Here is a 17,805-nt window from a genome sequence, read left to right as displayed (position 1 = left end):
ACATAAAAAGTGCTTTGCGGAAAGTATAAAGTGTATTTTCACAATATAGATTAAATTTTCGAATACGAAAGTTTATGGATTTTTTATAATTTTGGAGTAGAATATTTTTTGGACAAAATAGTTAAAATATTGGGGAGAAGAATTTTGAAAAAATCATTTAAATTCGCATTAGTTACAAGTGCCATTTTAGCTAGTGGAATTATTTTTGCTGGAAAAAATACGAATAATGCTCAAGCAAAAATTTACTCTAAGGCTGTGACTAAAGTGGCAGGAAACAAAAACTATGCTATTTATCATAAAGTGTCATCAAAGGGACCATCTAGTAAATTTACTTCCACTAAGTATTTCAAGCATGGTCAAATTCAATCTAAGAGTTATGTTTCAACTAAGAAAGGTAATTTTTGGGATATTTATGTTGATGGCCGTCATGTTGGTTGGGTAAGTCAAAACTTCTTTGCTCGAAATCAAATTTCTGTTGCAAAAGATGTTTCTTTAGTTAAAAATGCAGCTTATAGTTTTAATCCAAAAGATGCCATTAACTATGTAACTGATGGTCAAGGTACTGCTATTGATCCAAATAAAGTCAGTGTAAACCATAATTCAGTTAGTTCTGCTAAATCAGGCAGTACAAAGGTTAACTATAGTTATGGTAAGGCTAAAGCTTCGATTAACGTTACTGTAAGAAATAATGATAATGAAGCAAATAATGTGGGAAATGCAGCTCCGAAGAAGGGCTTTAAAGCAGTTAGTGCTTGGAAAGGTGGTTCAAAAGGATCATCACGCAATTGGAATGCAGCTCATCATTATACTTCAGAAACTAGTTCTAATACCTTTAGTAATAATGGATTAACTTTAAGAACTCGTCTTTTCCAGCCACGTTTTGTTAGTTTAGGTTATGGCCAAGCAGCAGATAAAATGGGACAGATTGGTGTTAGTCCAGAAGGAATTACGGTAAATAATGGTATTTTTACTGCTTCAATGTATTCTGATCCTAATAGCGACCATGCACATTTAGTTTCATACAATTTAAATCATATTAAGAGTAAAACTGCAGCTCAAAATTTAACAACTATGTCATGGAGTACTTTTAAATCATATGCAAATAATATTAAAGTAAGTCCATATATTAAGTTGGGTCATGGTCAATCTCTTGGCTCAAGTAGTAAATATATTTATGTTATGGCTAATGATAATAAGTACAATAATGGTCCAAAATCTGAAGAAATTCTTCAAATTCGTAAAAGTGATATGAAAATTAATAAAATTTGGACATTTAGAATTGCTGATAACCGTTATATCCACAACGCTACTTTTGTTGGTGATAACACTATGTATGCCTTATTCCACAATGGTGGCTACAATAAGTACGAATATTGGAAGCTAACAAGAAATGGCGATGAATGGGATGCTGAGCAAGTAGGTGCAACTCAAGGAAGTTTTGTTTCAAACGGTTCTCCAGTTCAAGGCTTTGCATATGGAAATGGTAATTTCTATATTGGCTTTAATGATAACATCTTTAAAGTTAAGGAAAATGGAACTGCTGAAAAGCACTATAAATTTAATACCCGTCGTGAAATTGAAGGTATGTCAGTAGCTGGTTCTAACCTTTATGTAGAATTTGCTCAACGTGCAGAATTAACTTCTGGAAAAATTTAATTAAATTTTTGAATATAAAAAAGTTGCCTAAGATACCTTAGGCAGCCTTTTTAAATGGAAAATTAGGATAGGTATAGATGAAATTAATAAAAAGTGGATTAGCAATCTGTGTTTCAATGATTATTTTGGCTACATTAAAACCACAAAAAGTTTTAGCTAAAACTTTTTCAAGTTATCAAACTAAAATTATCAATAATAAAAATTATGGAGTGTACACTAATTTAACCAAAAATGGTCCAACTGGATGGCGCGTAAATACGCAAACATTACGCTATGCAAATTATCAAGCTAGTGAAATGAGGCGAGTTGGAAAAACAAACTATTGGTATGTTTTAATTGATGGTCATTTAGCTGGTTGGGTGAATGAAAATGCCTTTGCAAAAAATAAAATTTCTGTCGCTAAAAACATTAGTTTGGTTTACAATCCTGAGTATTCTTTTCCAACTAGGGATGCAATAAATTATGCTACAGATTCTCATGGAACCTCTGTGGACTTTAGAAAAGTTCATGTTTCTAAATCAAAAGTTGATTCAACTAAAGTAGGTAAGCATAAGATTAAGTATTCTTATGGAAAAGGACATGCAACTGCAACTGTTGTAGTGCGTTCTAATAAAAAAGAAGGTATCAAAAAAGGAAAAGCTAAACCACAATCAGGTGGAACTACTAAAACTTGGCTTCATCACTATAAAACCTCAGGAAATTGGGGAAAAGGAGCAAGTTATGCTCCAGAAACTAAGCCTCATACTTTAAAAAGTAAGGGATTGAATTTAAAGACTGTTTTCTATCAGCCTGCTACTTTAAGCCAAGGGGCTACGCCAACTGGTGCAATGGGACCAACTCCTGAAGGAATGGTGATGTCTGGTGGAAGAATGTATGCAAGTATGTATTTACATCCATATTTAGAACATGCAAGAATTGTCAGCTATAAGATGAGTGCAATTCCTGATAAGTACATAATGCAAAAGCTTCCTTGGATTGAATGGAATCAATTTGTTAATTTAGCTAAAGATATAAAAATTAGTCCGTATATCAAGTTAGGTCATGGTCAAACTTTAAGCGCAAGTAAGAATTATCTTTATGTAATTGCTAATGATCATAATTTAAAAAACAGTCCAAAATCTGAAGAAATCATGCAGATTAGTAAAAAAGATTTACAAATTAAGAAAATTTGGACCTTTAAAATTTGGAATGGTTCCAAAAATAAACCTAAGTACATTCACAATGCTACATTTGTAAGCGACAAAAAGTTTTATGCAGTTCAGCATAATGGCAGTGAGCATAAGTTTGAATATTGGGAAGTTACTCGCCACAAAAATGCTTGGCATCCAAAGCAAATAGGTGTTACTGATGGAGAATTTATGAAAAATGGTTCTCCAGTTCAAGGATTTACTTATGATAGCAAGAAAAAGGAATTTTATCTTGCTTTTAATGACTGCATCATGAGAATTGCTAGAAATGGTAAGCTTTTAAGTACACATCATTATGATACAGGACGTGAAATCGAGGGAGTAAGTGCTGTTGGTGACACTTTATATGTTGAGCTTGCTGAACGACCAGAATTAATGTCTGGTAAAATCAAATGAACTTAAGAAAGTGCTTTTCAAACAAGCACTTTCTTTTTTGTGATAAGATAAAGATTAAATGCTATGCAAGGACTGAATAAATTGGAAGTTATGCGAGAAAAAATTCAAACTTTAATTAAAAATGAAAGTTTTATTCAATTAGTTAAATATGGATTAATTGGAGTTATAGGATTATTTGTTGATTTTGGAGTTTATGCATTATTAACGTTAATTTTAGAATTTAATCCTGAATTAGCGAATTTTATATCTTCTAGTTGCGGTTTAATTAACAATTTCTTTTGGAACAGTTATACTAATTTTAAAGTAAAAGATCATATGTTAAGGCGCTTTATTGAATATTATATTGTAGGTCAGATTACAACTTTGTTTACTACAATGTGCTTATTTATTTTTGTTACTTTATTGCATCAAGACAAAATGCTTGTAAAAATGCTTGCAACTATTGTAGCTACACTTTTACAATTTGGAGTAAATAAAGCTATAACCTTTAAAAAATAGGAAAATGGCATGAAGGATTTTAAAAAAATTAATTGGCAAAATTGGTTAGAAAAATCATGGCCATATTTTGCCATCATAATAGCTACATATTTACTTATGAAAGTTCAGCTAGATAATCATGGAATGGTTTTAGACATTGATACTCTATTTCACTATAATCGTTTTTATGATATTGCAGAACAGTTTAAAACGGGAAAATTTTCTTATTTTCAAAGTAATTTTGGCTTTCAGCAAAGTGGGCGAATTATAAACGCTTTATATGGTCCGCTATTTGCTTATATAAATGGATTTTTAGTATATGTACTGGGTTCGTGGTATAAGTATCAATTAACTTCATATTTCTTTATTGGAATTATTGGTGGGAGCGGGATGTATTTATTAGCTCAAAAATGTAGAGCTAATAAGATTATTTCTACAATGATAGCCATTTTATATATTAATATTGGAGGTATTCAGACTTGGTTTGATCATACTAATCTGATGGCCTGGGGAGCAGCGATAGCGCCTTTTGTGTTCATTGAGGGTGTAAATATGCTTCAAGATAAAAAGCAACCAATTCGCTGGATTCGTTTGATGCTTATCATGAGTATTATTGCTCAAACACATTTACTTAGTACGATTTTATTTACCATTACTTTAATTCCTTTTTTGATTATTTCATTGATAAAAAATCCTTCTAAAAAAGAAATAATAATTGATTTGATTAAGGCTGTTTTTGGAACTTTATGTTTAACTGCAAATGTATGGGGAAGTTTATTATTAATCTTAAAAACTAATAATATATCACCAACTTTAAGCCATCAATTAGCGATAAATGCCTTAACTATAAATCACTGTGGAACGTTGAGAAACAATATAACAAAATTAACTTTAGTATTGCTACTAGGTCAAATTTTTTATGCTATTTTAACTTGGAGTAAATCAAAGATAAATTTGATAATAACAACAGAAGGAGCAGTTTTTTTATTACTATCTAGTGCACTAATTCCTTGGAAAGTTATCCAAACTAAAGCTGAGTTCTTAACAAATTATTTACAATTTCCACATAGGTTATTGACCGTTGCTTATCCACTTATATTGTTAGGAATTGCAATTTCAGTTACAGAATTAAATAAGCAAAATATTTTTAAAAAAATTATTTTATGTTTTGTTGGGCTAGTAATAATTGAAAATTATGCTGCTAATTATGCCCGTATCGTTCAAAGGACTACTTTTAATCATCGAGCAGTTTATGAAGTAAAGTCAAAAAAGTACTTTACTGGTAAGAATATGTACAAACAAGAAAAATATTATGATTTTGTTTATGGCTTACATGGAAAATATCAAGCAAATGGAATAAAAGATACTGATCAAGGTAATCTTTATGTAAAGGTTGCTACACGTGGAGATTATTATAAGAATACGCTTGATTTAACTAAAGTGTGGTATTTAACACATTATGCTAATAAAAGAGGAGAATTATTTAATACAATTATTAAAGTTAATCCAGATTATTTACCAACTTATTACCAAAAAATGACGGGTTCTTTAGTCGATTATTATTACATTAAAGATATAGTTAATCCTTATTTAGCTCATAAGTTTTCTTATCGTGTATTGAACGGTGGAAAATTGCAGCTTGAGTGGAATGGTAAAACCACTAAAAGAGTTAAGTTACCAATTATTATGTATAAACAATCACGGTTAACTTTAAATAATAAAATTATTTCTCCTCAATTAGGTTATATCGGAACGCCAATCGTAAAACAAAAATTAGGTAAGAATGTAGCTGTGTTAAAATTTGATTCACCTATTTGGTTTAATATATTGTTTGTTCTTACAATTGTTTCTTGGATATTATTAGTAGTTTATGGAGTTTTTAAACTTTTAAAGAGAGAAAGAGTGATATCTTGAAAAAATTATCAATAGTTGTACCTTGTTACAATGAACAAGAAACAATTCCCTTATATTATCCAGCAACACAAAAAGTTGTTTCGCAGATGAATGTAGAAGTTGAGTACTGGTTTGTTAATGATGGTTCAAGTGATGGAACTTTAGATGAATTAAGAAAGTTACATCAGCAGCATTCAAATGTTCACTATATTTCTTTTTCAAGAAATTTTGGTAAAGAAGCGGCTTTATATGCAGGATTGCAGGCTGCTACGGGAGACTACATAGTAGATATGGATGTTGATTTGCAAGACCCACCATCATTTTTACCTAAAATGTATAATTTGCTTGAAACTGGCAACTGGGACTGTATTGGTACTAGAAGAGTAGATAGAAAAGGAGAATCTAAGTTTAAATCTATTTTGAGTGATATGTTCTATAAATTTATCAATCAAATTTCTAATACTCAAATTCTTCCTGGAGTACGTGATTATCGAATGATGACTAGACAGATGGTTAATTCAGTTCTTGAAATGAAAGAATATAGCCGTTTTTCAAAGGGGATTTTTTCGTGGGTAGGATTTAGGACTAAATATTTGGATTATCATAATGTTGAAAGAGTAGCTGGTGAAAGTGATTGGACAACTTTAAAGCTATTTAAATATGCATTTGATGGGATTGCTGATTTTTCCCAGTTTCCTTTGAGTATTGCTGTGTGGATTGGCAGTACATCCTTTGTATTAGCCATAATTGGTTTAATTGCAGTAATAGTGAGAAAATTAATTAATCCTGCTGCTGCAGTTTTTGGTTGGGCTAGTTTAGTTAGTATTATTTTATTGATTGGCGGTTTACAATTATTATGTATTGGGATAATTGGAAGATATATTGGTAAAATATTTTTACAAGTTAAGAATCGACCGATTTATATAATTCAAGAGAAAAAATAAGACGGGCTCTAATACGAGCTCGTCTTATTTTATGGGTCCCCTGGGAGTTGAACCCAGATTTTAAGAACCGGAATCTTACGTGCGATCCATTACACTAAGGACCCATAATATGCAAACTATAGTATATCAAAAAAATATTAAAAATAAAAACCTTTTCACTTGATTTATAATATTTTTAATTTCAAGCAAATTTTTCTTGAATTACTAAAAATAGATTGTTATACTAACAATGTCGATTGGGAAATGTACGAATGAAATACATGATTCTGCGTTTCTCTTATATTTTTAAGCAATCTGGGACGGAAAATGACACAGAGATGGTCGAATGATGTCCCAGGGGAAGGAGGGAGCTTATGAACTCGGACTTTTCCCTGCTCGAAGCTCTAGTTCCCGATGTTTTAAAGATTCTTCGACAAAGGTATCTTGTTCTTGAGCAAATATCACTTAATGCACCTATTGGACGCAGAAGTGTAGCTCAGCATTTAGGGCTTTCAGAGCGGAATGTTCGAACTGAGACTGAGTATTTAAAAAAACTTGGTTTAATTGAGATAAAGAGTTTTGGAATGTTCTTAACTGAAAAGGGCGAGAAGACATTGCAAGATGCAGCTCCGGTAATTGACCGTTTATTCAATGCAGGTGAAACTGAATTGAAATTAGCGAAAAGACTTGGAATTGAACGGACTATCATAGTTCCTGGTAATAGCGATTTGCAAGATCGTGTTTATCAAGAAATGGGAGAAGCATTAAGCTCTGCGCTTAATTTGCTTTTGCCACTTGGTCAGTCGATTGTTACTGTTCTTGGAGGACTTGCTCTTGCTAAATCTGCAAAATATTTATCACCGCATTTAGGTGATAATCGTCAATTGGAATTTGTTCCTGGTCGTGGAGCTTTGGGTGAAAATGTTTTAACTCAAAGTAATACCATAGTTCAAGAAATGGCAGCTAGGACTTCTGGTACTTACAAGACTCTATATTTACCAGAACAGGTTTCTTCTAGTGCTTATAAATCTTTGATTAGGGAAGATTCAATTAGTGATTTATTGCAAGATATATCCCAAAGCGATGCTGTGATTCATGGAATTGGCTTAGCTCAGGAAATGGCGCAGAGAAGAGGGTATAATTCAATTAAACTCTCAGAACTTCGTGAAAAGGGAGCTATCACCGAATGTTTCGGGTGTTTCTTCGATGATAATGGAAAGATTGTTGACCGCATCACCCAGGTTGGATTGCAGTTTGAGAATCTAAAGAAAATACCCCACATATTTGCATTTGCTTGTGGAGCTAGAAAAGCAAAAGCAATCAAAGCTTATATGCCTAATGCACCTCGTCAAACCTGGTTAATTACTGATGAAGGTGCCTCAGATAAGATTTTAAAGAGGAAGTAACATTCCTGTTTAAAATAAATTGTTGTTTATAGTTCTTAAGGAGGACTTTAGGTTATGACAGTTAAAATTGGTATTAACGGTTTCGGCCGTATCGGTCGTTTAGCATTCCGTCGTATTATGGACTTGGGCGAAAAGTCAAAGGACATCGAAGTTGTTGCAATCAACGACTTGACTACTCCAGCACTTTTGGCACACTTGCTTAAGTACGACTCAACTCATGGTACTTTTGACCACGAAGTTTCAGCTACTGACGACTCAATCGTTGTAGACGGCAAGAACTACCGTGTATACGCAGAACCACAAGCTCAAAACATTCCTTGGGTTAAGAACGACGGCGTAGACTTCGTTCTTGAATGTACTGGTTTCTACACTAGCAAGGCTAAGTCACAAGCTCACCTTGACGCTGGTGCAAAGCGTGTATTGATTTCAGCACCTGCTGGTAACGATTTGAAGACTATCGTTTACTCAGTAAACCAAGACACTTTGACTGCTGATGACAAGATCGTTTCAGCTGGTTCATGTACTACTAACTCATTGGCACCAATGGTTAACGCTTTACAAAACGAATTTGGCGTTGAAGTTGGTACTATGACTACTATCCACGCTTACACTTCAACTCAAATGATTTTGGACGGTCCTGTACGTGGTGGTAACTTACGTGCTGCACGTGCTGCTGCAATCAACATCATTCCTCACTCAACTGGTGCTGCTAAGGCTATTGGTCTTGTAATTCCAGAATTGAACGGTAAGTTGAACGGTCACGCACAACGTGTTCCAGTTCCAGATGGTTCTGTAACTGAATTAGTATCAATCTTGAACAAGAAGGTTACTGCTGACGAAGTTAACGCAGCTATGAAGAAGTACGAAAGTCCTTCATTTGCTTACGAACCAAACAACGTTGTTTCAAGCGACATCATTGGTATGAGCGCAGGTTCAATCTTTGACCCAACTCAAACTATGGTAACTACTGCAGGTGACAAGCAATTAGTTAAGACTGTTGCTTGGTACGACAACGAATGGTCATTTACTTGCCAAATGGTTCGTACTTTGTTACACTTTGCTACTCTTTAATTAGTAGTTTAAACTGATTAACGTTAAGTAGTAATGAGAAGGCGGAGGGAGATTCTTTCTCCTTCCGTCTTTTTTTAAAGAAAAATATTGGATATTAAATCAATTTCGGAGGGATTTCGATGGCTAAATTAATCGTTTCAGATCTCGATGTTAAAGGTAAAAAAGTTTTAGTTCGTGTAGACTTCAATGTTCCTATTAAGGATGGCGTTATCGGTGATGACAACCGTATCGTTGCTGCACTTCCTACTATCAAGTACATCATTGAACATGGTGGTAAAGCAATTTTACTTTCACACTTGGGTCGTATTAAGTCAGATGACGATAAGAAAGAATTATCACTTAAGCCAGTTGCTGAACGCTTAAGCGAATTACTTGATAAGCCTGTAACTTTTGTACCATCTAACGAAGGTAAAGAAGTTGAAGAAACTATCAATAACATGAAAGATGGCGACGTTGTGGTTCTTGAAAACACTCGTTTCCAAGATATTGACAATGACTTCGGCAAGCGTGAATCAGGTAATGATCCAAAACTTGGCGAATACTGGGCAAGCCTTGGCGATATGTTCGTAAACGATGCATTTGGTACTGCTCACAGAAGCCACGCATCAAACGTAGGTATCGCTACTGCTATGAAGAAAGATGGTAAGCCTGCAGCTGCTGGTTACCTTCTTGAAAAGGAAATTCAATTCTTAGGTGATGCTGTTGAAAACCCAGTTCACCCATTCGTAACTATTCTTGGTGGTGCTAAGGTATCAGACAAGATTGGTGTTATCGAAAACTTGATTCCTAAGTCAGACCACATTTTAATCGGTGGTGGTATGGCATATACTTTCTTAGCCGCTCAAGGTCACAAGATTGGTAAGTCACTCTTTGAAGCTGATAAGGTTGAACTTGCTAAGGAATTGCTTGAAAAGGCTGGCGACAAGATTGTTCTTCCAGTTGATAACGTTGCAGCAACTGAATTTTCTAACGATGCTTCACACGAAGTAGTTGGTGATGATATTCCTGATAACGAAATGGGTCTTGACATCGGTCCTAAGACTGTTGAAAAGTTCAAGGACATTTTAAAGGATGCTAAGACTGTTGTTTGGAACGGACCAATGGGTGCTTTCGAAATGCCTAACTTTGCAGAAGGTACTTTGGAAGTTGGTCGTGCACTTGCAGATCTTAAGGATGCCGTAACTATTATCGGTGGTGGTGACTCAACTGCTGCTGCTAAGCAATTAGGTATTGCACCTAAGATCAGCCACATTTCAACTGGTGGTGGTGCATCACTTAACTACCTTGAAGGTAAGGAATTACCAGGTATCGCTTGCGTTTCAGACAAGTAATTAATTAGGAAAGGACATTATTAAATGCGTACACCAATTATTGCTGGTAACTGGAAGCTTCACATGAATCCAGAACAAACTGCAGAATTTGTTAATGCAGTTAAGGACAAGTTGCCAGATCCAAGTAAAGTAGAATCAGTTATTGCTGCTCCTGCAGTTGACCTTTATGTTTTGAAGAAGAGTGCAGAAGGTTCAAACTTGCACACTGGTGCAGAAAATGCATACTTTGAAGTTGAAGGTGCATATACTGGTGAAACTTCACCTAAGGTTTTGAGTGACATGGGTATTAACTACTGCATTATCGGTCACTCAGAACGTCGTGGTTACTTCCATGAAACTGATGAAGACATTAACAAGAAGGCTAAGGCTTTGTTTGCTAATGGCGTAACTCCAATCATCTGCTGTGGTGAATCACTTGAAACTCGTGAAGCTAACAAGCAAGATGAATGGGTTGTTGGTCAAATCAAGGCTGCTCTTGAAGGTTTGAGTGCAGAACAAGTTTCAAAGCTTGTTATTGCTTATGAACCAATTTGGGCAATTGGTACTGGTAAGACTGCTTCAAGTGACCAAGCTGAAGAAATGTGCAAGACTATCCGTGAAACTATCAAGGACTTGTACAATGAAGAAACTGCTGAAAATGTTCGTATTCAATACGGTGGTTCTGTAAAGCCTGCTAACGTTAAGGAATTAATGGCTAAGCCTGATATCGATGGTGGCTTAGTTGGTGGTGCTTCACTTGATCCAGAAAGTTTCTTAGCTTTGGTTAACTACCAAGACTAATTTAAAAAGCTCTCGTATCGCGAGGGCTTTTTTTAGTTAGATAAAAAAGTTCTGACTTTTAATATATTATTAAAATAACGTACGCTTTCTTAAAAATAAGCTAGAAAGCTTGATATAAATTACTTTTTAAAGGTAAAAATAACTTTTAGTGCTTGAAATTTTATCTTAATGAAGTATAATAGCATATGGAGGTTGAATCAGACATTGAGGAAACCTCCAAAATTCAGTCTCTGCCAGTTCCTTATTACTCAAAAACTATTATGGCAGAATACATCTATATCTATATCACTTTCTTGATGGACAGCTATGGGAAATCTCCCATGGCTGTCTTTCAATTTATGATAAAATTTAGTTGAGGTGTTTTTATGATTAGAAAAGCTAGAAAATCAGACTTTACGTTTATTTATCCAATTTTAAAACAAATTTTTGAAGAAATGGACATGGATAGTATTAAGAAGCTGCCAGAAAGTCAGTTCTATGATTTGATGAGATTGGGATTTATTTCAGAGTATTATCGTTATTCTTACACAAGAATTTGGGTTGTAACTGATAGTCGTGATATTCCAATCGGTATGATTGATATGTATTCTTATGAAGACCAAAAAATAATTGATTTTGCATTGAAAAAAGAATATGTAAAAGTTGGCTTACCACTAGATACAGTAATTTTTGATGATCAAGAAGCATGGCCTGATGAATGGTATATTGATGCTTTGGCAGTTGATCCAAATCATTGGGGAGAACATGTAGCAAGCCGTCTTATGGACTTAGCTCCTAAGATAGCTCAAGAAAAAGGATATAAATATATTAGTTTAAATGTAGATAAAGAAAACCCTCGTGCTCGTAGATTATATGAACACAAGGGATACAAAAGCATTAAAGAAATGACTATCGGTGATCGTGTATATGATCACATGGTTAAAGAAGTCTAATTCATATTAGGGGAAGTTTTTCTTGAAATTGGTGGAAATGTAGGTAATTTTAATGGAGTTACATGCCACTGTGTAAAGAGAATTGAAATCAATAAAATAAAAGGAATGTCTTCTGGTCGTTGAATATCACAGACTAATATTACGCCAGAATTTCCCATAATTGTTTTGACATCTGCAACATTTTTGACTCCAGCTCTGAATGTGTAGGTGCCTTTTTTTATACTTCCAGTAACGAGATAATTCAATCTTGTTACATAAAATAAATTAGTCATGGGCGTATTAAATTTTTTTACCCGAACAAGGGAGTGATTAACGACATCTACAATAAAAGATGAAATAATTCCGCTACTATCAGCAAAAAGTCTACCAATTTCAGTATTATCAACACGGCTTAAATAAAGGGTATGATTTGGATTGTCCAGATTACCTTTAATTATGTATTCAATTTTTCCACTAGGACCAGTAACTGGAATTTGACCATAAGTTTTATTCTGATTTAATTCAAGTAAAAAACGCATGGGGCTTCACCTCCGCTTTTTAAGCATTATCTTGTATAAATTTATTTAAAATATGAGCAACTCCGTTTTCATTATTACTTTTTGTTTTAAGTTGAGCTAAATTTTTGATAGCTGGGATAGCATTTCCCATAGCTACACCGATTCCAGCATCACGAATCATGCTCTCATCATTTAAATTATCACCTATTGCCGCAATTTCTGCACGTTTTATTCCATTAAGTTTGGCATAATCGAGTAATGCGATTCCTTTTTGAGCGTTAATATTGTTAATTTCAATATTTGATGATGAGCTGGAAGTAATTACTAAATCTCCAATTTTTTCTATTGATTTTTTAATATCAACAAATGCAGCAGGACCACGAGAATCAAAAGCAATAATTTTCATAATTTCTTCTGGAGTATCTAAGAGTTTCTCAAAACTATCAATCATTGTCATATTCATGATTGATTTATTAGCTGCAGAAATTGCGACTGCTTGTTTAAAAGTCATGCCAGGGTTTAAATCTACCATTAGGTGAGCAATATTAGAAATTCGAGCATTAATATTTTCTGAATAAACATTATTAGTTGTTAGAATTTCAAAATAGAAATTATTTTTATGAAGTAGGTTAATAATTTGGTGTGCTTTATCTTTTGAAATTGCATGTTTAATTTTTAAGTTACCATTTTTATCATAAACAAGTGCACCGTTTAAATTGATAAACCCAGTATGAATGTTAGCATCTTTTAATAAAACTTTGGATTCTTTTGGAGCACGGCCGGTGGCAACTAAAAATTCAATTCCAATTTTTTGAGCTTTATGGATGGCTTCTGCATTTTCTTTTGATACAATCATATTGCTGTTAAAAAGCGTTCCGTCTAAATCACAAGCGACTAATTTTATCATAAATACCTCCCATTAATTCTTAAATCAATGATACCATAGATACAGAATAGAAAAGAGGTCGGTATTAATTGAAAAAATTAATTGGTAATGATTGGGACGCAATATTGGATCCAGTTTTTGAAAGTGAAGAATATCGTAATTTGCATAATTTTTTAAAGGAAGAATATTCAACAAAACAAATTTTTCCTGATATGTATCATATTTTTACAGCGTTTAAATTAACTCCATTTTCTAAAACGAAAGTTGTAATTTTAGGACAAGATCCTTATCATAATCCAGGACAGGCAAATGGAATGAGTTTTTCAGTAATGCCTGGAATAAATTTACCACCATCATTAAGAAATATTTATAAAGAACTCTATGATGATGTAGGAGCGCGACCAGTTAATCATGGATATTTGAAAAAATGGGCAGATCAAGGAGTATTACTTTTAAATGCGGTGTTAACAGTTCCTTATGGTCATGCAAACGGTCATCAAGGAAAAGGCTGGGAAGCAGTTAGTGATGCTGCAATCAAGGCTCTTAGCAAAAGAGGACATGTTGTGTTTATTCTTTGGGGTAGATTTGCACAGAATAAAATTCCTTTAATTGACGAGGATAAAAACTTTATCATTAAATCTCCGCATCCAAGTCCATTTTCAGCTGATAGAGGATTTTTTGGATCACGTCCGTTTTCACGTTGTAATAAAGCTCTTGAAAATTGGGGAGAAAATCCAATAGATTGGCAATTGCCAGAAACAGTAACTAATGAAGATTTAGTATAAAGGAAGAGTCGAAATGAGCGTATTTGAATTATTTAAAAAACAAGTAAAGCAAGCAGATGTAAAGCCAAGATTAGTTTTTCCAGAAGGAGACGATATTCGAATTTTGGATGCAGCAACACGTCTTGAAGCTGAAGGTTTAGTTGAAGTTATTTTGCTAGGAAATGAAACAAAAATTCATGAAATTGCAAAAGAAAATAGATTTAACTTAACAGATATTAAAATCATTGATCCAGAGACTTATCCAAATTTTGAAAAAATGTGTGAAGAATTCGTAGAAATTCGTAATGGAAAAAACACTTTAGATGAAGCTAAGAAGATGCTAAAAGCGACAACTTATTTTGGCACTATGTTAGTTAAGATGGGAATTGCAGATGGAATGGTATCAGGAGCTGCTCATTCAACTGCAGATACTGTTCGTCCTGCTTTGCAAATTGTAAAAACTGCTAAAGGAATGCATCGTGTAAGTGGTGTTATGATTATGGAACGTGAGGATGAGCGCTACATTTTCTCAGATTGTGCGATGAATATTGATCCAGATAGCGAAACCTTAGCAGAAATTGGATACCAAGCAGTTAAAGTAGCTAAAATGGCAGAAGTTGATCCTAAAGTTGCATTTTTAAGTTTTTCAACTAAGGGTTCAGCTTCAGGAGATATGGTAACTAAGGTTCAAGAAGCTACTAAGAAATTTAAAGAAGCTCATCCGGATGTTCCAGCAGATGGTGAATTACAATTTGATGCTGCTTTTGTACCAAGTGTCGGTAAGAGTAAGGCTCCAAATTCTAAAGTTGCTGGTCATGCTAATGTGTTTATTTTCCCAGAACTTCAATCAGGTAATATTGGTTATAAGATTGCTCAAAGACTTGGTAACTTCAGTGCAGTTGGTCCAGTTCTTGCAGGTTTAGCTGCTCCAATTAATGATTTATCACGTGGGGCAAGTAGTGAAGATGTATATTTGATGGGGATTTTGACTGCAGCTCAAGTACTAGCAAAGGATGAATAAGATGAAATTAGAAATTAATTCTGCGCAAGAAATGCAAAAGTTAGGAAGTAGTTTAGCTAAAACAGCCCATCCTCACGATTTGCTTTTACTTAATGGAGATTTGGGTGCCGGTAAAACTACAATGACCCAAGGATTAGGGCGTGAACTTGGAATTAAGCGTCCTGTTAAAAGTCCAACATTTACAATCGTTAGAGAATATCGTGAAGGTAAGATGCCACTTTTTCATATGGATTTTTATCGCTTGGAAAATGATGACTTATCTTCAATTGATCTTAATAATTATCTAGCAGAACCTGGTTTGGTTGTGATTGAATGGCCACAATTAATTATGAATGATTTGCCTGATAATTATTTACAGCTTGTAATTACACGTGTTGATGATAGTTGGAACTCAACTAAGCGTGAGGTTGAATTTATTACCAAAGGAAAAAGAAGTCAAGAATGGCTTCAAGACGTTTTAAAAGAATATCATAGTTGATAAGTGCAATTCTTTCCTCTTATTGATAAATTGGACTACAATAAGAATGTAAACGATTTATATAGGAGGTTATTTATGAAGTATCCAAAAACTGAAAAGATCTTAAATCAACTTGTTGCCGATTTGACCCAAGCGCATATGCTTGTCCACCAACACCACTGGTATATGCTAGGACATCGTTTTATTAAGATTCACTTTTACTTGGACCATGTAATGGAAGAACTAGCTGATCAACAAGATACTGTTGCAGAAAGATTAATTGAAATTAATGGTAGTCCGATTTCTACTTATGAAGAAGTTTTAGATTTAACTAAGATTCCAGATCAACCAGGTAGCTGGGATGTATCAATGGATGAAAGATTACAATTAATCTTAGATGCATATAAGCAACTTCGTGATGATTACGAAGAGGGCATCAAGGTTAGTGCTGATGAAGGCGATGATTCAACTAATGATATGTTAATTGAATTCCATACTGCTATGGAAAAGCGTATTTGGATTATTGCAGCTGAAATTGGTCAACGTCCAGGTGCTGGCGAATAAAATATTGAATAATAAAAAAGATTCGATACAAGGTATCGAATCTTTTTTTATATTTGATAAATTAGTTTCTTGATTGCTTCATTTCCAACCTTTTGGTTTTGTTTAATTAAAATTCCAGCACAAGCCTCACTATCGCTTAAAGCATTATGATGATGCCAGAGTTTTACATTGAGAGCTTCTGAAACTGTATCAAGTTTATGATTAGGTAAATTTGGTTCAAAAGTTTTACTAGTTTTCAAAGTATCAATAACTAGATAATGTGGTTCATCAATTCCATATCGTGCTAAAGATTTTTTCATTACATTTGTATCAAAACGAGCGTTATGGGCTGCAACAAGCATTCCAGGTTGATATAAGGCTTTGATTTTTGGCCAGACCTCTGCCATTGTTGGGGCATCTTTAACGTCATTTGCTGTAATATCATGAATTTCGATATTACGCGCATCAAATGGCATTTGAGGATTGATGACAGTATAAAAACGATCAACAATCTTATTATTTCGAACCATCACAAGTGCAAGTGAACATGCACTTTCAGGATAGCGGTTTGCAGTTTCAAAATCCATTGCAATAAAATTCATAAAAATCTCCTTTAAAGAAGATTTTAGCATAATTAATGAGGTAAAATATATAGGAAGAATGAGGGAGGGTCTATTTTTGAAATTACTTGATTTAAGAAAAGACGGAATTGATATCCAAGAACAAATTCCGCTTAGTAGATATACTTTTACCAAAACTGGTGGACCAGCTGAATTTTTAGCTTTTCCTAAAAATATTGAAGAATTGAAAAAATTACTTAAAGTAGTAAAAGAAGAACAAATGCCATTGACAATAATTGGAAATGCTTCTAATTTAATTATTCGCGATGGTGGAATTACGGGTTTAGTGATTATTTTAACTGAAATGAAAAAAATTACAGTTAATAATAATGAAGTAGTAGCAGAAGCTGGGGCAAAAATTGTTGACACAGCTTTCACTGCAGCTCGTGCGGGCTTAAGCGGGATGGAATTTGCCGCAGGAATTCCAGGAAGCATTGGCGGTGGAGTTTTCATGAATGCCGGTGCTTATGGCGGTGAAATGCAAGAAGTAGTTGAGAGTGTTGAAGTCATTACTCCAAATGGTGAAATGAAAACTTATTCTAATGAGGAAATGGAATTTTCTTATCGTCATTCCTTAATTCAAGAAAATGATGATATTGTTTTGCAAGCTACTTTTAAATTAATTCCAGGAAAGAAAAATAAAATTTTAGATGAAATGGAATATTTGAATGCCTTGCGTCAATATAAGCAGCCTTTAGAATATCCATCTTGTGGAAGTGTATTTAAACGTCCAAAAGGACATTTTGTAGGCCCTATGATTATTAAAGCAGGTCTTCAAGGGAAGCAAATTGGTGGAGCACAAGATTCGACTAAACATGCTGGTTTCATTGTTAATAAGGGTGGAGCTACTGCTACTGATTATTTAGATTTGATTCATTTGATTCAAAAGACAATTAAAGAAAAATTTGATGTTGATTTGCATACAGAAGTAAGAATTATCGGTAATAATAAAGAAGATTAACGAC

General features: G+C 33.9%; 18 protein-coding genes. 15 read left to right on the top strand and 3 right to left on the bottom strand.

The features are described from left to right. Window positions 1–141: 141 nt before the first annotated feature. The 10 genes from ACTHPI_RS05360 to ACTHPI_RS05315 all read left to right on the top strand — a co-directional run bounded on the left by ACTHPI_RS05360 (window position 142) and on the right by ACTHPI_RS05315 (window position 12,052). Entirely contained in the window at window positions 142–1,656 is a 1,515-nt protein-coding gene (locus tag ACTHPI_RS05360; protein WP_445353228.1) for an LBA0864 family S-layer associated protein, read from the top strand. 77 nt (window positions 1,657–1,733) lie between these two features. Then, the gene (locus tag ACTHPI_RS05355; protein WP_445353144.1) at window positions 1,734–3,239 is read left to right on the top strand and encodes a bacterial Ig-like domain-containing protein; all 1,506 of its coding nucleotides are present in this window, start codon (window positions 1,734–1,736) and stop codon (window positions 3,237–3,239) included. Window positions 3,240–3,329: 90 nt separating this feature from the next. After that, window positions 3,330–3,737 carry a GtrA family protein gene (locus ACTHPI_RS05350; protein ID WP_445353227.1) on the top strand — a complete coding sequence of 136 codons (408 nt, stop codon included), beginning with the start codon at window positions 3,330–3,332 and terminating at the stop codon, window positions 3,735–3,737. 9 nt (window positions 3,738–3,746) lie between these two features. Then, complete coding sequence (locus tag ACTHPI_RS05345; RefSeq protein WP_445353143.1) at window positions 3,747–5,630, top strand: hypothetical protein; 1,884 nt, start codon at window positions 3,747–3,749, stop codon at window positions 5,628–5,630. Next, window positions 5,627–6,553: a glycosyltransferase family 2 protein gene (locus ACTHPI_RS05340; RefSeq protein ID WP_445353142.1), complete on the top strand. Its 927-nt coding sequence runs from the start codon at window positions 5,627–5,629 to the stop codon at window positions 6,551–6,553. The genes ACTHPI_RS05345 and ACTHPI_RS05340 overlap by 4 nt, the downstream gene beginning before the upstream one ends. A 353-nt stretch (window positions 6,554–6,906) precedes the next feature. After that, the gene (locus ACTHPI_RS05335) at window positions 6,907–7,938 is read left to right on the top strand and encodes a sugar-binding transcriptional regulator (protein ID WP_445353141.1); all 1,032 of its coding nucleotides are present in this window, start codon (window positions 6,907–6,909) and stop codon (window positions 7,936–7,938) included. 54 nt (window positions 7,939–7,992) lie between these two features. Further along, window positions 7,993–9,009 (top strand): type I glyceraldehyde-3-phosphate dehydrogenase, encoded by a 1,017-nt coding sequence (gap, locus tag ACTHPI_RS05330; RefSeq protein WP_445353140.1) that lies wholly within the window; start codon window positions 7,993–7,995, stop codon window positions 9,007–9,009. 119 nt (window positions 9,010–9,128) lie between these two features. Continuing rightward, a complete protein-coding gene (locus tag ACTHPI_RS05325; protein WP_445353139.1) occupies window positions 9,129–10,340 on the top strand; it encodes a phosphoglycerate kinase in 1,212 nt (403 codons plus the stop codon). A 24-nt stretch (window positions 10,341–10,364) separates the two neighbouring features. Next, window positions 10,365–11,120 (top strand): triose-phosphate isomerase, encoded by a 756-nt coding sequence (gene tpiA / locus ACTHPI_RS05320; protein WP_445353138.1) that lies wholly within the window; start codon window positions 10,365–10,367, stop codon window positions 11,118–11,120. A gap of 365 nt (window positions 11,121–11,485) precedes the next feature. Then, window positions 11,486–12,052, top strand: a complete 567-nt coding sequence (locus ACTHPI_RS05315; RefSeq protein ID WP_445353137.1) for a GNAT family N-acetyltransferase — start codon at window positions 11,486–11,488, stop codon at window positions 12,050–12,052. Here ACTHPI_RS05315 and ACTHPI_RS05310 read toward each other — a convergent pair. Beyond that, the gene (locus ACTHPI_RS05310) at window positions 12,049–12,570 is read right to left on the bottom strand and encodes a hypothetical protein (RefSeq protein WP_445353136.1); all 522 of its coding nucleotides are present in this window, start codon (window positions 12,568–12,570) and stop codon (window positions 12,049–12,051) included. The two genes, ACTHPI_RS05315 and ACTHPI_RS05310, sit on opposite strands and share 4 nt — an antisense overlap. Before the next feature lie 19 nt (window positions 12,571–12,589). Then, window positions 12,590–13,456 carry a Cof-type HAD-IIB family hydrolase gene (locus tag ACTHPI_RS05305; RefSeq protein ID WP_445353135.1) on the bottom strand — a complete coding sequence of 289 codons (867 nt, stop codon included), beginning with the start codon at window positions 13,454–13,456 and terminating at the stop codon, window positions 12,590–12,592. Between the two features lie 68 nt (window positions 13,457–13,524). Here ACTHPI_RS05305 and ACTHPI_RS05300 point away from each other — a divergent pair, with 68 nt between their 5' ends. The 4 genes from ACTHPI_RS05300 to ACTHPI_RS05285 all read left to right on the top strand — a co-directional run bounded on the left by ACTHPI_RS05300 (window position 13,525) and on the right by ACTHPI_RS05285 (window position 16,241). Further along, window positions 13,525–14,220: a uracil-DNA glycosylase gene (locus ACTHPI_RS05300; protein ID WP_445353134.1), complete on the top strand. Its 696-nt coding sequence runs from the start codon at window positions 13,525–13,527 to the stop codon at window positions 14,218–14,220. 13 nt (window positions 14,221–14,233) lie between these two features. Further along, window positions 14,234–15,220, top strand: coding sequence for a phosphate acetyltransferase (gene pta / locus ACTHPI_RS05295; RefSeq protein WP_445353133.1), 987 nt, complete (start codon window positions 14,234–14,236; stop codon window positions 15,218–15,220). Window position 15,221: 1 nt separating this feature from the next. Beyond that, window positions 15,222–15,698, top strand: a complete 477-nt coding sequence (gene tsaE / locus ACTHPI_RS05290) for a tRNA (adenosine(37)-N6)-threonylcarbamoyltransferase complex ATPase subunit type 1 TsaE (protein ID WP_445353132.1) — start codon at window positions 15,222–15,224, stop codon at window positions 15,696–15,698. Window positions 15,699–15,773: 75 nt separating this feature from the next. Further along, window positions 15,774–16,241: a Dps family protein gene (locus ACTHPI_RS05285; protein WP_445353131.1), complete on the top strand. Its 468-nt coding sequence runs from the start codon at window positions 15,774–15,776 to the stop codon at window positions 16,239–16,241. Between the two features lie 47 nt (window positions 16,242–16,288). Here ACTHPI_RS05285 and ACTHPI_RS05280 read toward each other — a convergent pair whose 3' ends face one another. Beyond that, window positions 16,289–16,822, bottom strand: a complete 534-nt coding sequence (locus tag ACTHPI_RS05280; RefSeq protein WP_445353130.1) for a 3'-5' exonuclease — start codon at window positions 16,820–16,822, stop codon at window positions 16,289–16,291. Between the two features lie 76 nt (window positions 16,823–16,898). On the opposite strand from ACTHPI_RS05280, the gene murB reads away from it, so the two are divergent. Then, entirely contained in the window at window positions 16,899–17,801 is a 903-nt protein-coding gene (gene murB / locus ACTHPI_RS05275) for a UDP-N-acetylmuramate dehydrogenase (protein ID WP_445353129.1), read from the top strand. Window positions 17,802–17,805: the final 4 nt, after the last annotated feature.

Source organism: Lactobacillus sp. PSON (genome assembly GCF_052615405.1).
The sequence above is the reverse complement of the archived record's forward strand: the minus strand, read 5'-3'. Positions and strand labels throughout refer to the sequence as shown.

Bases quoted from the DNA above. Each gene is read 5' to 3' on its own strand.
- pta (WP_445353133.1), top strand. From the start codon at position 14,234: ATGAGCGTATTTGAATTATTTAAAAAACAAGTAAAGCAAGCAGATGTA.
- ACTHPI_RS05355 (WP_445353144.1), top strand. From the start codon at position 1,734: ATGAAATTAATAAAAAGTGGATTAGCAATCTGTGTTTCAATGATTATT.
- tsaE (WP_445353132.1), top strand. From the start codon at position 15,222: ATGAAATTAGAAATTAATTCTGCGCAAGAAATGCAAAAGTTAGGAAGT.
- ACTHPI_RS05325 (WP_445353139.1), top strand. From the start codon at position 9,129: ATGGCTAAATTAATCGTTTCAGATCTCGATGTTAAAGGTAAAAAAGTT.
- ACTHPI_RS05280 (WP_445353130.1), bottom strand. From the start codon at position 16,822: ATGAATTTTATTGCAATGGATTTTGAAACTGCAAACCGCTATCCTGAA.
- ACTHPI_RS05335 (WP_445353141.1), top strand. From the start codon at position 6,907: ATGAACTCGGACTTTTCCCTGCTCGAAGCTCTAGTTCCCGATGTTTTA.
- tpiA (WP_445353138.1), top strand. From the start codon at position 10,365: ATGCGTACACCAATTATTGCTGGTAACTGGAAGCTTCACATGAATCCA.
- ACTHPI_RS05315 (WP_445353137.1), top strand. From the start codon at position 11,486: ATGATTAGAAAAGCTAGAAAATCAGACTTTACGTTTATTTATCCAATT.
- ACTHPI_RS05310 (WP_445353136.1), bottom strand. From the start codon at position 12,570: ATGCGTTTTTTACTTGAATTAAATCAGAATAAAACTTATGGTCAAATT.
- ACTHPI_RS05345 (WP_445353143.1), top strand. From the start codon at position 3,747: ATGAAGGATTTTAAAAAAATTAATTGGCAAAATTGGTTAGAAAAATCA.
- ACTHPI_RS05285 (WP_445353131.1), top strand. From the start codon at position 15,774: ATGAAGTATCCAAAAACTGAAAAGATCTTAAATCAACTTGTTGCCGAT.
- gap (WP_445353140.1), top strand. From the start codon at position 7,993: ATGACAGTTAAAATTGGTATTAACGGTTTCGGCCGTATCGGTCGTTTA.
- ACTHPI_RS05305 (WP_445353135.1), bottom strand. From the start codon at position 13,456: ATGATAAAATTAGTCGCTTGTGATTTAGACGGAACGCTTTTTAACAGC.
- ACTHPI_RS05350 (WP_445353227.1), top strand. From the start codon at position 3,330: ATGCGAGAAAAAATTCAAACTTTAATTAAAAATGAAAGTTTTATTCAA.